At 60.3% G+C, this 16,167-nt stretch carries 10 protein-coding genes; 1 reads left to right on the plus strand and 9 read right to left on the minus strand.

The window, feature by feature from the left end:
* Positions 1-14 precede the first annotated feature (14 nt).
* The 5 genes from DWY05_RS03260 to purF form a co-directional block, all read right to left on the minus strand.
* The gene (locus DWY05_RS03260; protein WP_117820652.1) at positions 15-1,235 is read right to left on the minus strand and encodes a peptidylprolyl isomerase; all 1,221 of its coding nucleotides are present in this window, start codon (positions 1,233-1,235) and stop codon (positions 15-17) included.
* Between the two features lie 170 nt (positions 1,236-1,405).
* Positions 1,406-1,870 carry a PTS sugar transporter subunit IIA gene (locus tag DWY05_RS03265; RefSeq protein WP_117820651.1) on the minus strand — a complete coding sequence of 155 codons (465 nt, stop codon included), beginning with the start codon at positions 1,868-1,870 and terminating at the stop codon, positions 1,406-1,408.
* A 153-nt stretch (positions 1,871-2,023) separates the two neighbouring features.
* Entirely contained in the window at positions 2,024-2,725 is a 702-nt protein-coding gene (gene purN, locus DWY05_RS03270; RefSeq protein WP_117820650.1) for a phosphoribosylglycinamide formyltransferase, read from the minus strand.
* Complete coding sequence (purM, locus tag DWY05_RS03275) at positions 2,715-3,818, minus strand: phosphoribosylformylglycinamidine cyclo-ligase (RefSeq protein ID WP_117655823.1); 1,104 nt, start codon at positions 3,816-3,818, stop codon at positions 2,715-2,717. Before purM ends, purN begins: the two co-directional genes overlap by 11 nt.
* A 157-nt stretch (positions 3,819-3,975) precedes the next feature.
* Positions 3,976-5,646 (minus strand): amidophosphoribosyltransferase, encoded by a 1,671-nt coding sequence (gene purF, locus DWY05_RS03280; protein ID WP_117803465.1) that lies wholly within the window; start codon positions 5,644-5,646, stop codon positions 3,976-3,978.
* A 294-nt stretch (positions 5,647-5,940) separates the two neighbouring features.
* On the opposite strand from purF, the gene DWY05_RS03285 reads away from it, so the two are divergent.
* The gene (locus tag DWY05_RS03285) at positions 5,941-7,170 is read left to right on the plus strand and encodes a putative ABC transporter permease (protein WP_117820649.1); all 1,230 of its coding nucleotides are present in this window, start codon (positions 5,941-5,943) and stop codon (positions 7,168-7,170) included.
* A 90-nt stretch (positions 7,171-7,260) separates the two neighbouring features.
* Here the strand turns inward: DWY05_RS03285 and DWY05_RS03290 are convergent, their stop codons facing one another.
* The 4 genes from DWY05_RS03290 to DWY05_RS03305 form a co-directional block, all read right to left on the minus strand.
* A complete protein-coding gene (locus DWY05_RS03290; RefSeq protein ID WP_117820648.1) occupies positions 7,261-7,677 on the minus strand; it encodes a molybdenum cofactor biosynthesis protein MoaE in 417 nt (138 codons plus the stop codon).
* 67 nt (positions 7,678-7,744) lie between these two features.
* Positions 7,745-8,749 carry a class B sortase gene (locus DWY05_RS03295; RefSeq protein ID WP_117820647.1) on the minus strand — a complete coding sequence of 335 codons (1,005 nt, stop codon included), beginning with the start codon at positions 8,747-8,749 and terminating at the stop codon, positions 7,745-7,747.
* Between the two features lie 35 nt (positions 8,750-8,784).
* Complete coding sequence (gene purE / locus DWY05_RS03300) at positions 8,785-9,249, minus strand: 5-(carboxyamino)imidazole ribonucleotide mutase (RefSeq protein WP_006235810.1); 465 nt, start codon at positions 9,247-9,249, stop codon at positions 8,785-8,787.
* A gap of 217 nt (positions 9,250-9,466) precedes the next feature.
* Positions 9,467-15,880 (minus strand): discoidin domain-containing protein, encoded by a 6,414-nt coding sequence (locus DWY05_RS03305; protein WP_158558681.1) that lies wholly within the window; start codon positions 15,878-15,880, stop codon positions 9,467-9,469.
* Positions 15,881-16,167 lie beyond the last annotated feature (287 nt).

Below are 16,167 nucleotides of genomic sequence, written 5' to 3' on the forward strand. Positions count from 1 at the left end.
GCACCGCCCCATGTTTACTCAGTCGTCGACGAGTCGTCGGTCGAGCTCTTGGTGACGCCCTTCAGACTGACGTTGTATGGCACGTCTTTGGGCATGGGGTTAACGGTGATGTCGGCATCCTTCTTGTACTGCTCCAGCCACTCGCTGTACGCGGTGCTGGCCGCCTGTGTCTTCACCACGTTGGAGACGTACTTCTTGATGGCCTTGGGCACCTGGTTGATGTCATCAACCTGATTATCGACATGGAAGTAGTCGGTGCACTTGATGATGTGGTAACCATAGGTCGACTCGACGACTTCGCTCACGTCGCCCTTGTTGAGCCCCTCGAGCGCCGTCTGGTAGCTGTCGACGAAAGTGGTGAGCTTATCCCAGCCCACATCGCCCTTCTTCTCCTTGGAACCGGTGTCCTCGGAGTACTGCTCAACGGCGTCCTCAAAGCTCAGCTCGCCGGAGTTGATCTTGTCCAGGCACTCCTGCGCCTTGACCTTGGCGGCAGCCTTGTCCTCGTCGGAAGCGTCGGAATCAACCTTGATCAGGATGTTCGACGAGCGGCGGGCGTCGTTGTAGCTGGACAGGTTCTCATTGATGTAATCGACGATCTCGCTGTCCTTGGGCTTGCTCGTGGGCGCGACGGCATCCTTGAGTTTCTGCTGCGCCAGACTCTCCTTGAGTGAGTCCTTGTAGGTGTCCTCGGTATAGCCGTAGGTCTTGAGGGTCTTCTTAAAGGCCTTGGCACCGCCCGCGCTCTTGCACGCGTCCTTCCAAGCCTTCTCGACCTCCTCGTCCGACACCGTCACGCCGTTCTCCTTCTGTGCCTGTTGAAGCAGAATCTGCTGCGTATAGGAGTCGATGAGTTGCTTGCGGTACTTCTTGGGCGTGAGGTCGTTGTCGACCAGATACTGCGCCCAGTCCTTGTCTTTGGTGTAGCCGTAGGACGTGCGCATGCTCATGATCTGCTTGGTCACGGTGTCCTCGGTGAGGTTGGTGCCGTTGATAGTAGCAGCAACACCGCCGGTCAGCTTGTAGCCCGAGGTGTCCTCGGCCTGCGACATAAGGCCGGAGCACGCCATCGCCGAGACGGAAAGCAGCATCGCCAGCACGCCGATGACCACCAGGACGATCTTGACGGTCTTAGACACGTACGTCTTGCGCTGCTTCTTGCGAGAGCTGGAGGCAGCGCGGGCCTGCTGCTCGGGCGTCGGCGCGGCCTCGGAGTTCTTTTTCTTATTTGCCATAGTTGGCCTTTCGCATAACGAATCGAACAAACGCCATTGTGTCACAACGCAGCCCCCGCGGCACGCTTGGTGCATTGGGGACAGATTAATCTGCACCATTTTGGTGCAAAGGGGACAGCTCTGGCAGCCGGCAGTTAGGGACAGTCCCCAAGTGCCGACTCAGCCCCACCTTAGAAGTGACGGCGGATGGCGTCGACCATGCCCTGGGGCGTGGTCTGGCCGAGCACGTCGGCTGCGGCATCGGCGTCCATAAAGATATTCATGAGCGCCTGCAGGGCCTCGACCTGGCCGCCCGGCTCGGCGATGCCCAGATTGATGACGATCTGCGCCGGCACCGGAGCGCCCATGCCAGCCATAGCGTTAAATGTCACGGGCGCGGCGGGCTTCACCACCGCGATATAGGGCTTGGCCACAAACCCCGGATCGGTATGCGGAATGGCAATGTTTGCCGCTGGCATGGCAAGACCCGTGGGATAGGCGTCCTCGCGCGTGCGAACGGCGTCGAGCCAACCGTCGGCAATGTAGCCGCGCGGGGCAAGCTCGCCCTCGAGCCGCGTAAACACCTCATCCGGCGTTGCACACTCCCAATCAAAAAACACCAGCTCAGGCGTAAACAGCGCTTCGTTATCCGCCATGCGCTCACCTCTCTCACCTAGTCACCTGCGACGTTCTTGGATGACTAGTCGTTAAAGACCGTCCCCGATGACTACCCAAAAACAAAAGGTGGCCACGCGCGCCTTGGCGCCAATGACCACCCTGACTACTCGGCTAAATTGTACTGTGCGCCGCTAGCCGCGAGGCGCGTCAATTGCGACCTTGCCGCTCTCCAGCACGTGGACGCGGCCGTCGGCGAGCATTTGCACGACCTCGGGATACAGCACGTGCTCAATCGCGTGGATGTGCTCCTCGAGCGTGTCGACATCCCAGTCCTCCTCAACAGCCAGCGCACGCTGGGCGATGATGGGACCGTTGTCGTAGACCTCGTTGGCAAAATGCACGGTCACGCCAGTTACCTTGACGCCGCGCACAAAGGCATCGTCAATCGCATGCGCACCGGTAAAGCTCGGCAGCAGCGCCGGATGCAAGTTGACCACGCGGTTGGGAAACGCCGCCAGCAGCGGTGTATGCACCATGCGCATGTAGCCGGCCATGACCACATACTCGCAGCCGCGCTCGAGCAGCTCGTGCGCGATGATCTCGTCGGCGGCGATGGGGTCGGCATATACATCCTTGGACAGCGTAAGCGTCTGGATGCCCGCGCGCTCAGCGCGCTGCAGACCCTTAGCCGAAGGCCGGCTCGACACCACAAGCTCAATCGAAGCGTTGAGCTTGCCGGCAGCGATCAGATCGATCAGCGCCTGCAGGTTGGTACCCGAACCGCTGATGAGTACACCGATCTTGAGCGGCTCTGCCGTATCGGTGCCGGTCGGACGGGTATAGGGCACAAAGCCCAGGCCCTTGGCGGCAGCCATCTGCTCGTTAGCGCTCATCGGAGTACACGACCTTACCGGAACCCTCGACGCACTCGCCCACGCGGAACGGCTTCTCGCCCAGCGCGACCAGGGCCTCGGTAACCGCGGCCTCGTCCTCAGGGGCGACGATCAGGCACAGGCCAACGCCCATGTTGAAGGTCTTGCACGCCTCGTTGGGCGCGAGCTCGGCCTGGCGCGACACGTAGGTGATGACGGGCGGAACGTCCCAACCCATCTCGGCGCCGTTGCGGGTGACCACGGCGTCGACGTCGTCGGCGAGGGCGCGGTTGAGGTTCTCGGTGATACCGCCGCCGGTGATGTGAGCAATTGCGTGGACCGGAGCACCACCGCGCAGCAGCTCAAGAATCGGCTTCACATAAATGCGCGTGGGAGCCAGCAGGGCGTCAGCCAGCGAAGCGCCGCCGAGCTCCTCGAGCGGACGGCTCAGCTCCTCGGCCTTAGCGGCGGCCTCGGGCGTGCCCGGCTTGATGCCGTCGACGCCGATGACCTTGCGCACGAGCGAGTAGCCGTTGGAGTGCACGCCGGTGGAAGGCAGGCCCAGGATCACATCGCCCGGGCGAACGTTCGCGGGGTCGAGCATCTTGGGACGATCGACGACGCCCACGGTAAAGCCGGCGAGGTCGTAGTCGGCCGGAGCCATAACGCCCGGGTGCTCGGCCATCTCGCCGCCCACGAGCGCGCAGCCCGCGAGCTTGCAGCCGTCGGCCACGCCCTTGATGATCTTTGCCATGTGCTCGGCCTCGATGTGACCGATGGCAACGTAGTCCAGGAAGAACAGCGGCTCGGCGCCCGAAGCCAGAATATCGTTGACGCACATAGCGACCAGGTCCTGGCCCACCGTCTCGTGACGGTCCATGATCTGGGCGAGCACGAGCTTGGTGCCCACGCCGTCGGTACCGCTGATCAGGATCGGGTCTTCCATATCCTTAAGCGCGGCGGCCGAGAACAGGCCACCAAAGCCGCCGATGCCGCCGATAACCTCGGGGCGATTGGTGTCCTTGACCATTTGCTTAATCGCGTCGACGGCGCGGCCGCCCTCGGCGGTATCGACACCGGCATCCTCATACGTCACATGCTTGCTGTCGCTCATCTGAGCCTTCCTCTCCCATTACCGTGGCGCCGCGCGGGCGCCAAACGGTGCTCATAGTTGCGTTCATTTCGGCGCGCGCCATAACAACGCAGGCCGCTCAATCAACAAAACAGCAGGTAAAACCTACCAAAATGAACCTGTCCCTAAATGGCAGGTTTTAGGCCTCGCCGTGTTCCTCTTCCCAACTGCGGTCGTCGTATTTCTCGACCACGGCGTCGTCGTCAAAGTGAAGCGGCTTGTCCAGGTTGCGGGGCTTAAAGCCCTCCATGAACTTGTCGCGGCCAAAGCTCTCGGGAATCGCCACGGGGTAGCGTCCAGTAAAGCACGCATCGCAGTAGCCGCCCTTGGGCATGACCTTAAGCAGGCCCTCGACCGAAAGGAAGGCCAGCGAATCGGCGCCGATATACTCGCAAATCTCGTCAACCGTCTTGTTGGCGCTGATAAGCTGCGACTGCACGTCGGTATCGATACCATAGAAGCACGGCCAGATGACCTCGGGCGAGTTGATGCGAATATGAATCTCCTTGGCGCCGGCGTTGCGCAGCATCTTGACGAGCTGCACCATGGTGGTGCCGCGCACGATGGAGTCGTCGATGACGACTAGGCGCTTGCCCTCGATGTTGTCGCGCAGCGGGTTGAGTTTCATGCGCACGCCCATGGCGCGCAGCTCCTGCGTAGGCTCGATGAACGTACGGCCCACGTAGCGGTTCTTGATGAGGCCCTCGCCAAAGGGAATGCCGCTCTCGTGCGAATACCCCTCCGCGGGCGGCAGGCCGGAGTCGGGCACGCCGATGACCAGGTCGGCCTCGACGGGCTCCTCGTGCGCCAGCTGACGACCCATGTCGTAGCGGCAGGCATAGACGCTCTTGCCGTTCATGATGGAGTCGGGGCGGGCAAAGTAGACCTGCTCAAAGATGCAGTTGGCGGGCTCTTCGGCCGCAGGCACGCCCTGCTCGGATACCAGACCCTCGGCGCTGATGCGCAAGATCTCGCCGGGACGGACGTCGCGGACGTACTCGGCGCCCACGATGTCGAGTGCGCAGGTCTCGGAGGCAACGACCCAGCCGCCAGCGCGCGTGACACGGACGGCGGAGTCGACCGTCGCGGCGCCGTCCTGCGACGGCAGCTGCGAAACGGCCGCGGCATCGGCCTGATCCAGGCCCTCGTCCACGAGCTTGCCAAGCACCAGCGGGCGAATGCCGTGAGGATCGCGGAATGCGTAGAGCGCCTGCTCGTTGATGAGCGTCATGGCGTAGCCGCCGCGCACGAGCTCCATGGTCTTGCGAATGCCCTCGCGCAGATGGCCCGTACGCTGAGTAAAGTAGCCGATAAGCTTAGTCGCGACCTCGGAATCCGAATTGGAGAGGAACGGCACGCCCAGCTCGATCAGCTGACGGCGCAACTCGTCGGTGTTGACCAGAGTGCCGTTGTGAGCAAGCGCGATAATGACGCTGTTGATGGTGGAAAGATGCGGCTGCGAGGCTTCCCAGCTCTTGGCGCCGGCAGTGCCGTAGCGCACATGACCCACGGCCAGCTGACCGGAGAGCGTCGACAGGTCGGCGTTGGAGAACACGCGGTCGAGCAGGCCCAGATCCTTGCGGACCATAACCGTGCCGCCATCACCCACGGCGATTCCCGCCGATTCCTGGCCGCGATGCTGCAGCGCGCGCAGACCAAAGTACGTCAGTCGAGCCACATCGCGATCGGGTGCCCACACACCAAAAATGCCGCATTCCTCATGCAGCTGGTCGGAGTCCGGATCATACGTCGACATGGTCTTCACCTGTCCCGCGGCACGCTCGGCCGCGTGGATGGTTTCTTGAGACATGGCATCCCCTCAGAGCCTCGTTATTTGGCGTTACCTGCCCTATTATACGCACGGCAAGACAAGCACTCCCGCGCATGAACAGCGCTTTTTAAAAGCCCACCGAGCTTATAATCCGTTTTGCAGCCAAACATTTTATTGGGCAACCGCCTCGGGGCCGACGATCCCGCATACTTCCGTTACGGCGCGTCTCGCCCGCCGTTGGGGCTTGCATTGTTGCAATTGGGACGTTCGTCCTGTCTTTTGGCAGGTCGGCGGCGTATCCTTGTACCTACAGCAAAACGAGAAAGGTTATGTATGGATCGAAACGAACTCGACCCCAGCGTCCCCAGCGCCACGGAGGTCAAGAAGATCCCCCTCATCATTAAGGTGTACGCCGTCCTGTGCATCCTGTCCGGCGTGGGCACGCTCCCTTCGGTCGGCGCCTTTATGTGGCAGGTCATCACCGCGCTCATCAACGGCAACGCCGCCGCCAAGCTCGGCGACAACACGCTCGTCGCGGTCGGCCTTATCGTCGCCGGCATCATGCTCTCTGCGGCAAGCGCCGTCATCCTGATCATCTTTGGCCTGGACCTTATCAAAAACCAGCGCCGCAACGCCGCTCGCCTGTCCTATATCCTTATCGCGTTTACCGTCGTCGAGCTTTTGGTTGACGTGATGCTCCAGGGCATCGGGCCCTTCTTGCTTCGCCCTGCCATCCAGCTCGGCATCCTCGTCGCGCTTTCGGCCACCGTCGACCCCGCGCTGCGCCAGGAGCGCGAGCTGCAGCGCCGCCTGCAGGAGATGCTCGATCGCGACGCCGCCGCCGAGGGCATGCTCGGGCGCGATGAAACCGGCGAAGGCTACATCAAGCTCAACTACTTCAACCTGTTCTGGGTATTCTTTGTCTGCTGCATACTCGGCCTGATCGCCGAGGACATCTGGCATATGACGGTCGATGACCCGGGCGTTTACCAGAACCGCGCCGGCATGCTGTTTGGCCCCTTCAGCCCCATCTACGGATTTGGCGCCGTGCTCATGACCATGGTGCTCAACCGCTTCTATAAAAAGAACCCCATCATTATCTTTTTGGTGAGCGCGCTGCTCGGTGCAAGCTTTGAGGTGTTCGTGGGCTGGTTTATGCAGACCTCGTTCGGTGTGGTCTCGTGGAGCTACTCGCATATGAAGCTCTTTGGCATGCCCGATCCGCTCGCCGTCCTTACCGGCGGATGTACCTGCACGGGATTCGCCTGCCTGTGGGGCCTGGGCGGACTCATCTGGATCAAGCTGCTGCTGCCGAGGCTACTCAAGCTCATCAACATGATTCCGTGGAAGAGTCGCTACTCGGCTACCGTCATCTTCACCATCATTATGCTGGTCGATGGCGTTATGACGCTGCAGTCGCTCGATTATTGGTATCAGCGCGTCAACGGCACGGAACCGGATATTCCCGTTGCGCAGTTCTACGGCAAGTACTTCGATAATGACTTTATGGAGAATCGCTTCCAAAGCATGACCATGAGCCCCAAGGATGCGACGCGCGTGTAGCACCCACCGCGCCCAAAACGCAAAACGCCCGCCGGTATCACACGTACCGGCGGGCGTTTTTATAAACGAGCCTTCTATCGACGCAAGCCTCTACGCCTCGCGCTCGACCTCACTCACGCATTCATTCTTGATGGTGCCAACGAGCGCCTGCAACGCATCGACCACGTGCGGGCGAATGTCCCCGCCGATGAGCACGAGCATGATGTCGTCACCTACGGCAAGCTCGCCGCTTGCCAGCCACACGCGCACATAGCCGATACCCGGCATCGCGCGCGTCGCCTCGATGGCGGCCTGTACCTTGCTGGCGTCGTAGCCAAACACCATGCCGCCCACCTTATGTCCAGGCGCCACACCATCTGTCTCGACCCCACGCACCTCGGACTTAGGCGTCGCGCGCACCACGCCGTTGTGTGTCAGGTACATCCCACAATCAGCCGCCGAAACATCGGCCTTGGCTTCGCGCAGCCAAGCATCAACCGAAGGCATCGTTTTGCCATTCTCGAGCATTATTTCTCCCTTACCGTCGTCGAGTAGCCAATTTGGAACGGGGCTTTTTTAGCTACTCTCGAACAACTTATTCCTCGACCGGCGTGAGCACCATGACAGCACGCGTGTTGCTTAGCGATAACGAACGACAGGTCACAAGCGTTACGACCTTGGTTGCCGAGGCGGCGCGATCGCCCGCATCGCTCGCCACGGCAGAGGCACCGTCGAGCATCTCGGACAGGTAGTTCTTGAGCCCGTCGTCGCCCTCAAAATTGGGCGTGCGCGCCTTGGCATACGTGTCCTCGACAACTTTGGTCGCCAGTGGTCGCAGCTTATACGTAGCATCCCGTGTGATGTAATACACGAACTCGATGCTATCGAACGTCGCCTGATCAGTGGTGTCCGAGATCACATTGAACATCGATCCGTCGTTCATGTGGTGACCATAGATCGTGGTCTGCTGGTCGACCATTCCCGGCGCGGTGTCATCACTATCCAAGAAAATGGCACCGGACGCGTTAGATGTACCGTCGAACAGCGTGTTGAGGTATTTGGAGTTGTTGTTGGTCTGCACCACGGGATAGTTGATGTTGGTTCCCGGCACATAAATCCAACCCACAATCTCGGGGTTTGTCTGAGCAAGCGCATCGAAGTCGATAATCGGCACGCCGATGTCGTCCTTATCGCTTACATATTGTTTTTCGATCTTTTGGTACGACTCGCTCGCCTGCTTGTAACCGATCTGCGCATTGATAAAGATGGCTGCAGCGGCAACGATTAGGCCGATGCCAATAATGATGAGCAAGATGGGGATAACGGAGCGGCGCTTTTTGCGCGGCGGCTCGGTATAGCTCGACGGAGCAGCGCCCGACTGTTTCGTAGAACGTGATTCTTTCTTGGCCGTATCATACGACGAAGGGCGATATGCAGCCGGCGTATCCTGGCGATGATGGGACATCGGCGTCACGGGACGCGGCGCGCGCGGCTGCTGAGGAGAGGATGTCCGACCCTGCTGTGCCGCACGGGCAGCACCCGGCTTCGACGGATCGGGAATCTGAGAAGCCTTGAATCGTTTTCCCTGATAATCGGACATGGCTCTCCTTATACTGCGGTGAAACGGCGGAACGCCTAGGCGTCGGCCATCTCCTGCTTCATCTTCTCGATAACCTTGCGGTACTCGGGGTCGCAAGCACCCAGAATCTGCGTGGCATAGATGGCGGCGTTCTTGGCACCGTTGATGGCAACGCAGGCCACGGGCACGCCCGAAGGCATCTGCACCATCGACAGCAGCGAATCCATACCGCCCAGGTCACTCGTCTTCATAGGCACGCCGATAACCGGCAGCGGTGTAAAGGCAGCCACGACACCACCCAAGTGGGCGGCCTTGCCGGCAGCGGCGATAATCACTTTGATACCGCGATCGGCGGCAGTCGAAGCCCACTCGTGGACCTTCGCCGGTGTGCGGTGCGCGCTTGCAATCACGAGCTCATAGGGCACGCCCAGTGCCTCGAGCTCGGCGGTGCAGCCTTCCATAACGCCCAGATCGGACTTGGAGCCCATGATGATCCCGACAACCGGCTTCTGATCTGCCATAAACAAAGACCTCCTGTTGAGAGCGGTGACGCGGCGAATCCGCGACCCTTAACTGCAAATAATTCAAGTATAGCCGCCGATGCTGATGTGTTCGGCGGGAGACGGAACGCTTTGCGAGATTAAGGCCGAAGGGTCGGAGCTTTCCGCCTACATTCAAAAAGCGTGCCCACCGTCCTTGGGTGGGACGGCGGGCACGCTTGCTTAGCTGTTGCTGGGGCTACTTAGCCTTGCTGCGACGATGGAAGAAAGCGCCGATCGCGGCGATGATGGCGCCAAGACCACCGACGGTCGCGACGGTCGCCGCCGTCTGGTCTCCGGTATTGGGAATCGCCGAACCGTTCTTCTTGCTGCCCTGGGCCTTGTCGCCTGCGGGCTTGCCCGCCTGGTTGCCGCCGTTCGAGCCATTGCCGGAACCCTGGTTGCCCGAGCCGCCCTGATTGCCGGAATCGGCATCCTTGAGGCTCTCAATAGCCAGCTTGAGCTGGTCATAGGCCGCCTGGAGCTGGGTGTCGGAAGCATTCTCAGCACCCAAGACGTCCTCGGCGTAGGTAATGGCATCCGTCAGGGCCTTGACAGACTCGGCCGTCTTGCCCCTAGTGTCAGTCTCCTTCGCCTGCTTGACCAGGGCCTTGAGCTGCTTCTTAGTCGGTTTCTCGACCGGGGCCACCGGGGTCTTCTCGAGCGCGCCGCGGGCGCTCTCGAGCGCCCTGAGCGCCTGGTCGACCTCGTCCTGCGTGGCTTTCTCGTCGCTCAAGATGGCGCGGGCGCTCGCCAGGGCGTTCTCGAGCGCCGTCCAGGAGGCCTCGGTGTAGTCACCGGCCTTGAGGTCGCCGGCAGCAACCTCGGCATCAACCTTTTCGATCGCGGTAGCGAGATCATCCTTCGCCACCGGGTCGGGGACGGCCGTACCGTAGAACTTGAGCTCCGCCATGCTGCAGTAGGCATCAACGTTGCCACCGCCGGCGTGAATCACCTTGACGGTCACGTAGCGACCGCGCGCGGCGCCAAAGCTCATCTGTTTCCAGTCGCCACGGTCGGTGAGCACGCGGCCGTCATTGTCGAAGGCGAACGTACCCATCGACGCGGCGGTGCCCATCTCATAACCGTCGGCAGTGTCGGAGACCAGTATCTCGGCCTCGAAGATATCGCCGTTAGTGCCGCCGTCCTGGCGCGGCAGGAATGTAACGTCGGTGAGATCGTAGTCGCGGCCCAGGTCGACACTCAGATACTGGGGCATACCGGTCCCATGGGCCCAGTCGCTGTGCCAAAGCGTCCGCTCGTCGCCGTCGAGAGCGTTGACGGCGTTGCTGCCCTCGTAGTCGGCCTCACTCGAGAAGCCGGCCACCTTGACGTTCTTGCGGTTCTCGGGCGTGTTGATAAGAATCTTCTCATCGACAGGGCGCATCTTGAGGCCGTCGATTGCCTTCTCGATCTTGGCTGTGGCGTCTGCGACATCCTTCTTGCTATAGCTGCCTTGGCCGCCGTCGAGGAGCTTCTGAGCCGCCTCGACCGCAGCGGTGAGAGCTGCATAGGAATCCTTAGTGTAGACGGATTCGCTGTAGCCCGCGGCCTCGGAAAGCGCTGCCACGAGCGCAGAGGTATCGACACCAGCCTTGACTTCGACCTCATAGGATGCGGTCTTGGAGGGGTCGAGTACCGACGCCACCGTGATCTTTGCCTTGCCGGCCTTGTTGGCACGCAGGTAGTAGCTCACGCTATCGCCAGCCTGAACAGCGGAGACGCTTACCACAGAGGGGTCGGAGCTCTCGACCGTCACATAGGGGTAGCCGGCGCTCTCAGGCGTGGCCTTGGCGTCGACGAGCGTAACGTCGCCTTCAAAGAACTCGGTCTGGTTCTTGCCTAGCTCGACACCCTCGATGGCCTCGACACCCTGCGTGTAGTTGAAGTTGACCTCACGCAGTGTGAGCATCTGGTCACCCGATGCCTCAAGCGGCGTGACCTCGACCTTGGTCGCCTTCTTGCCCTTGTTCTCGGCAGAGAGGCCAAAAGCGTAGCGAGCCCGGGAGGAATCGTACTCCCCGCCCGCGAACTCTTGGGTCGAGCCATCCTCGAACGTCACGACAGCCTTGATCTTCTGCACGGTTCCGTTGCCACCGTTGCGGTTAACGACCTCGACACTATCGAGTTTCGAAGGCGTCTTAAATGCGAATGTCATCGTGGTGGGAAGCTTCACGTAACTCGGAAGCTTACCCTCGCTGTCCCAGTTGCCGCTCCAGTTCCATAGGAACTCAAAGCCGTTGTCGCCCTCGTTATTATCGAACAGCGCGTTATAGCTCTTCTGCTGGATAAGTTTCTCGACGTTGGTCCCGTCGTCGGTCGTGAGCTCATCGTTGGTCATCGTGATGTTGAAGGCATCCTGACCGTACTCGGCGACCGTTGGCTGAGGAACATCCGGCATCGTCACCGTGCCGTCGCTCGCAAACTCAAGTGCGTCGCATGCCGGACCGATGAGCCAAGATGTCGAGGGCAGTTCGACCTTGCCGGAGGTCTTGGCCTTGAGCTTGAAACTCGCCACCGCGCCGGTACCGTTGTAGAGCTTGCCATCGCCGCGGTTGGCAAAGGCGAGATTGATAGTCTGCGTTCTGTCCGCGAACTGGACCTTCTCGCGAGACAGGTTCTCCATGCCGGCAGTCGAGCCGTCCTGCGCGATGCTCTCGGACACAAACTCGAACTGGTCGCTCTTGAAGTTGACGAGAGCGCCCAGGGCGTTGACGTTCTTGGCGTCGGCCGCATAGACATCAACGGTGATCTCATCACCGGCCTCGACCTCGGTCTTGCTCGGAATCACCGCGAGCGAACCTGCGACCTTGCCCTTTTGTTTAGTGCCGCCGTCAAGACCCGCCATGGTGAACGAGTAATCGTAGACGTCGTAAACGCCGTTATCGTTGAGGTCGGCGAAGTGGTCGCGGATCTGCGAACCGAACGTCGGGGTATCGGGCTCGCGGTTCTCGAGGCCCAGATAGTTCTTCATGTTGGAGTAGTCTCCGTCGGAGATCGTGGCCTTGTTGAGGTTGGAGCCCACGGCGAAGCCATCCGTGCCGTCGGTCTTGTAGATGGCAATCTCGGACGCGGAGAAGAAATTGCCGACCGAGGCGAGCGGTGTCATGCGCACGTAACGGGCGGCCACGGTGCCGTCAAACGCTACCGTCTTACAATCAGCGGAACGTGCCCAATCGACCTCCTGGCTCGTCCAGTGGACGCCATCGAGACTCGTCTCAACACGCATCTTGGTCACAGTGCCGTTGCCGGCGTCATCGCGCGGATAGTACTCGAGCTTATCGAGCTTGTAAGCGCGTCCATAGTCAACGGTAAGCGCCTTGCCCAGATCGTTGCCACCGGAGTGGAAACCGCCGTCGCCCGACTGGAACTCATGGTCGAAGGCAAGCTCGGCCTTATGGCTGCCGTAAAGTGAGCCCTCCCAGGTGATTTCCTCGGCGTCGGGGACGTTCCGCCACGGATCGAGTGCGGAGTTCGCCTCGATCACATCGCTCCAGGCGGAGTAACCCTCGGCGTTGCGCGAACGAATCTGGTAGGTGTGCTTGCTATTGTAGGCGAGGTCGGTGTGCGTGAACTCGGCCGCATCACCCACGGCAAACACAGTGCCGTCGACCTTAAGGTCGTAGGAGGTAGCACCATCGACCTTTCCCCAGGTGAGCTTTATGCTCGTTGGGGTCGTGACGTCCTCGGGGGCAGCAAGGTTCGTGGGTGCGGAGAGGTTCTCGTTGAGGCGATCGGCTGTGAGCGTGGCGTCGGCATTCACGAAACCGCCCAGCTCAAGCGTCTGCGCCGCTGCAGCAACATCGGTCTTCGCGAACTTGACGTAGACCTTGGGGTTCGTGGTGATCTTGGTGTTGTTAAAGCTCTCGCCCTGCTCGGCCTCGGTGCCGTCCGCATCGCTGCCGTAGTGGTTGAGGTTGGGGGTCTCGCTGTAGAAGTAGACCGCCTGGCCGGCCTCGGGGGTCGCGGCGTCAAAGGTCTCCTGCGAGTCGACCTCAACCACGTTGAGTGCGGATCCGCCGTTCTTGGCGACAACGCTCGTGGGCTTGGCGGACACATTGGCCACGAAGGTCGTGGTGCGGTTGGAGTCGTAGCCGTTGTAGCCGCCCTTCGAGGCCTCGGCGGTAAAGGTCGCGGTGCCGCCTGCGGCCTTGGAGCTGTAGACGGTGCTCACATGCTCACCGTAGGAGATATTGTCGATCGTGCCGTAGGAATCGTCCTCAGTCGTGTTGTTTTCGATGGAGGAGCCGTCGTCCTCGTACTGCGTAAAGGTGCCGTCGCCCTCGGTGGCGAAGAACTCGACGATACGCTGACTGCGGTCGGTACCCTTGGTGTTGGTGTCGCTCACTGCCTCGGGGTTGTTGTTCTCGGCGTACATCGGCACGATAGCGTTGGCCTTCACAAACAGCGGCAGCTTCCAAAGCGGAGCCTCGTAGTTGTTGAGAACCTGGCCGCCGCGATACTGCTTACCCGAGAAGTAATCGATCCAGATGGTGGGATTCTCGTCGGTGCCGTAGTTGGGGAGGTAAATCCCATTGCGAATGTCGTTGCCGTTCTCGTCTGCCTGGGTATCCTGATACACCGGTGCCACTAGGAAGTTCTCACCGAACATATACTGGTACTGCGTCGAAGTGCTTGCGGCGTACTCGGAGTTGTCGGAAAGCAGCATGGCGCGGATCATGGGCAGGCCGGCATCGCCGTTACCCGTGTCGATGTTGGCCGCCGAGGCCGCGCTCGTGTAGATATAGGGCATGAGCTGCGCCTTGAGCTTGAGGTAGAAGCGCGAGATGCCTGTGTAGGGATCGCCGTGCGTCATGGGCGATTTACGGTAGGTGCCCCAACCGTCCATGTCAAGCATAGAGGGCGTGAACGTCTTCCACTGGTAGTCACGCGCAGAGATGATGGGGTCGCCGCCAAAGATGCCATCCATGTCGGAGCCGATGTTGGGGTTGCCCGAAAGACTCTGACCGATATACGTGGGGATATGGAAGCGAATGTACTCCCAGTTACCGCCATACTGGTCGCCGGTCCAAATGCCACCAAAGCGCTGCGTGCCGGCCCAACCATCGAGCGTGATGATGTTGGGGCGCTTGTTAGCGCCGGTCGTCACCGTGTCATAAGCTGTCTTGATGCCATTAAGACCAAAGGAGTAGCCAGATCCAACCCAGGCAACGTCGGTCTTAAGGGTAGAGATGCCTCCCGTCTTGACCTCGGCGTCGAAGTCGCGAAGCAGGTGCCACGGGGTCTCGGAGTTGCTGTCGGGCTCAAGGTTGGACTGGGTCCACAAGCCCGTGCTCACACCCTTGGAGTTGGCATACTCGGTGAACTTCTTAAGGTTGTCGACATTGGCACGCACAGCGTTAAGACGGTCGGCCGAGCTCGTTCCGTCGGAGTTGACGCCGCCGGTCTTGTAGTAACCGTTCTGGCCATAGCCGGCGCCGTAGCCGTCGTTCGGCAGGAACCAACCGAGCGGCATGTCGTTGTCCTCGTAGTCATCGATAACCTGCCGAGCAGAGAACTGGCGGTCGAAATCGGTCGCTTTCATGTTCTCGGTATCAACCGAAGGGCCCTCACCGTTGAGCGTCTCGGCCGCAAGTGTGCCGTCGAGCTTGTAGCCCGTCGACATGCCAGACTCGTACTTAACGTCGCCCTTCTCGCTCGAGGACTTGCTGCCCTTGGTCTCCCACTTCTTTTGACCCGAGGTCGTTGACCAGCCATCACGGTTATAGGCATTAAGATGACCAAGGTAGAACCCGTACTCGGGCAGCAGTACCGGGTTACCGGTCACCTTGTAGTAGTCCTGCAGCATCTCGGTTGCCACGTTCGAAGCGCCCTCGTTGGTCGCCACGAAGTAGTAGGCATCAAACTCATTCTCGCTGTGCAAAGTCGTGACCGTCGATGAGTCCGTGGAACCGAAGTCGTAGGAACCCTCTGCAAACGTGTTTCGGAGTACGCCGTAGCCGTCACTCGTCCAATAAAACGGGTTGGGCGAGGCAACGCCGCCATCAGTCCAGTTGTTCGTGTTGGAGATGGCGATGGTCTGGTTGGTGTGCAGGAAGCGTCCGTTCTGGGTGCCGCCGCCAAAGAAGTTCTCGGACTTCTCCTTGGCGAGCGTCTGGACGGTACCCTTCTTATCAAGGTCGAGGGACGCGGACTCGGAAACCACGACACGGTCGCCTGACTTGATACTCATCTTGCCAGTCGCCTTGTCCAGGATCACGGTCGCCTTTCCGCCGGTGATCTCGATAGTGTCGCCCTTGTCGGCAACCGTCGCGCTCGGCTTGCTGTAGGTGTCCGAGGTATCGGGCTGAGCCTGGATTTTAGCCGTGTGGGACTTACTGCGCGGTGTGGCGTAATCGGAAAACTCACCCTTGGGGTCGACGTTATAACGGAAAATACCGTCCTCGAGGAACGTAATACGGCCCTTGATGCCGTCAGCGAAATCGATGTCGACGACATTCGAGGCAGACTGGGACACGGTCGCTGAGTCGACGCCCTTGAGTGGCGTGGCAATCGCCTGCTGGGGATTGGCAAACACGAGCGTCGCTGCAGTGGCAACGAGGACCGCGCTTCCCTTCACCCACCGTTTCGTAAAAATGGAATTCCTGCGCACCTGGGCTCCTTTCTTCCGACATGCCGAGGACGCCCCCCTCCCGGCAGCATGGGAAAACGTATCAAACGGGGATGTTCGGTACATTCCGCACAATGGGGCCACCCGTTACCAAGGGGCCAACTGGTAGTAACCAGATAGCCACCTACTAGGTCATATCAATATATGGGAGCACTTGCGCAACCAAGTTCGGAAGTCCACCAACGGCAGTAAAATGAGCGTCAACGGCAAGGTAGGCTTAATAAGCCATACCAATTGGTTCTTCAGTCAAATACCAATCTAGCAAAAAT

This window comes from Collinsella sp. AF23-4AC, assembly GCF_003462685.1.
GTDB lineage: Bacteria > Actinomycetota > Coriobacteriia > Coriobacteriales > Coriobacteriaceae > Collinsella.

What these genes read in the sequence shown, in the direction of transcription:
- DWY05_RS03260 (WP_117820652.1), bottom strand. Translation starts at nt 1,235, where the DNA reads ATGGCAAATAAGAAAAAGAACTCCGAGGCCGCGCCGACGCCCGAGCAG.
- DWY05_RS03265 (WP_117820651.1), bottom strand. Translation starts at nt 1,870, where the DNA reads ATGGCGGATAACGAAGCGCTGTTTACGCCTGAGCTGGTGTTTTTTGAT.
- purN (WP_117820650.1), bottom strand. Translation starts at nt 2,725, where the DNA reads ATGAGCGCTAACGAGCAGATGGCTGCCGCCAAGGGCCTGGGCTTTGTG.
- purM (WP_117655823.1), bottom strand. Translation starts at nt 3,818, where the DNA reads ATGAGCGACAGCAAGCATGTGACGTATGAGGATGCCGGTGTCGATACC.
- purF (WP_117803465.1), bottom strand. Translation starts at nt 5,646, where the DNA reads ATGTCTCAAGAAACCATCCACGCGGCCGAGCGTGCCGCGGGACAGGTG.
- DWY05_RS03285 (WP_117820649.1), top strand. Translation starts at nt 5,941, where the DNA reads ATGGATCGAAACGAACTCGACCCCAGCGTCCCCAGCGCCACGGAGGTC.
- DWY05_RS03290 (WP_117820648.1), bottom strand. Translation starts at nt 7,677, where the DNA reads ATGCTCGAGAATGGCAAAACGATGCCTTCGGTTGATGCTTGGCTGCGC.
- DWY05_RS03295 (WP_117820647.1), bottom strand. Translation starts at nt 8,749, where the DNA reads ATGTCCGATTATCAGGGAAAACGATTCAAGGCTTCTCAGATTCCCGAT.
- purE (WP_006235810.1), bottom strand. Translation starts at nt 9,249, where the DNA reads ATGGCAGATCAGAAGCCGGTTGTCGGGATCATCATGGGCTCCAAGTCC.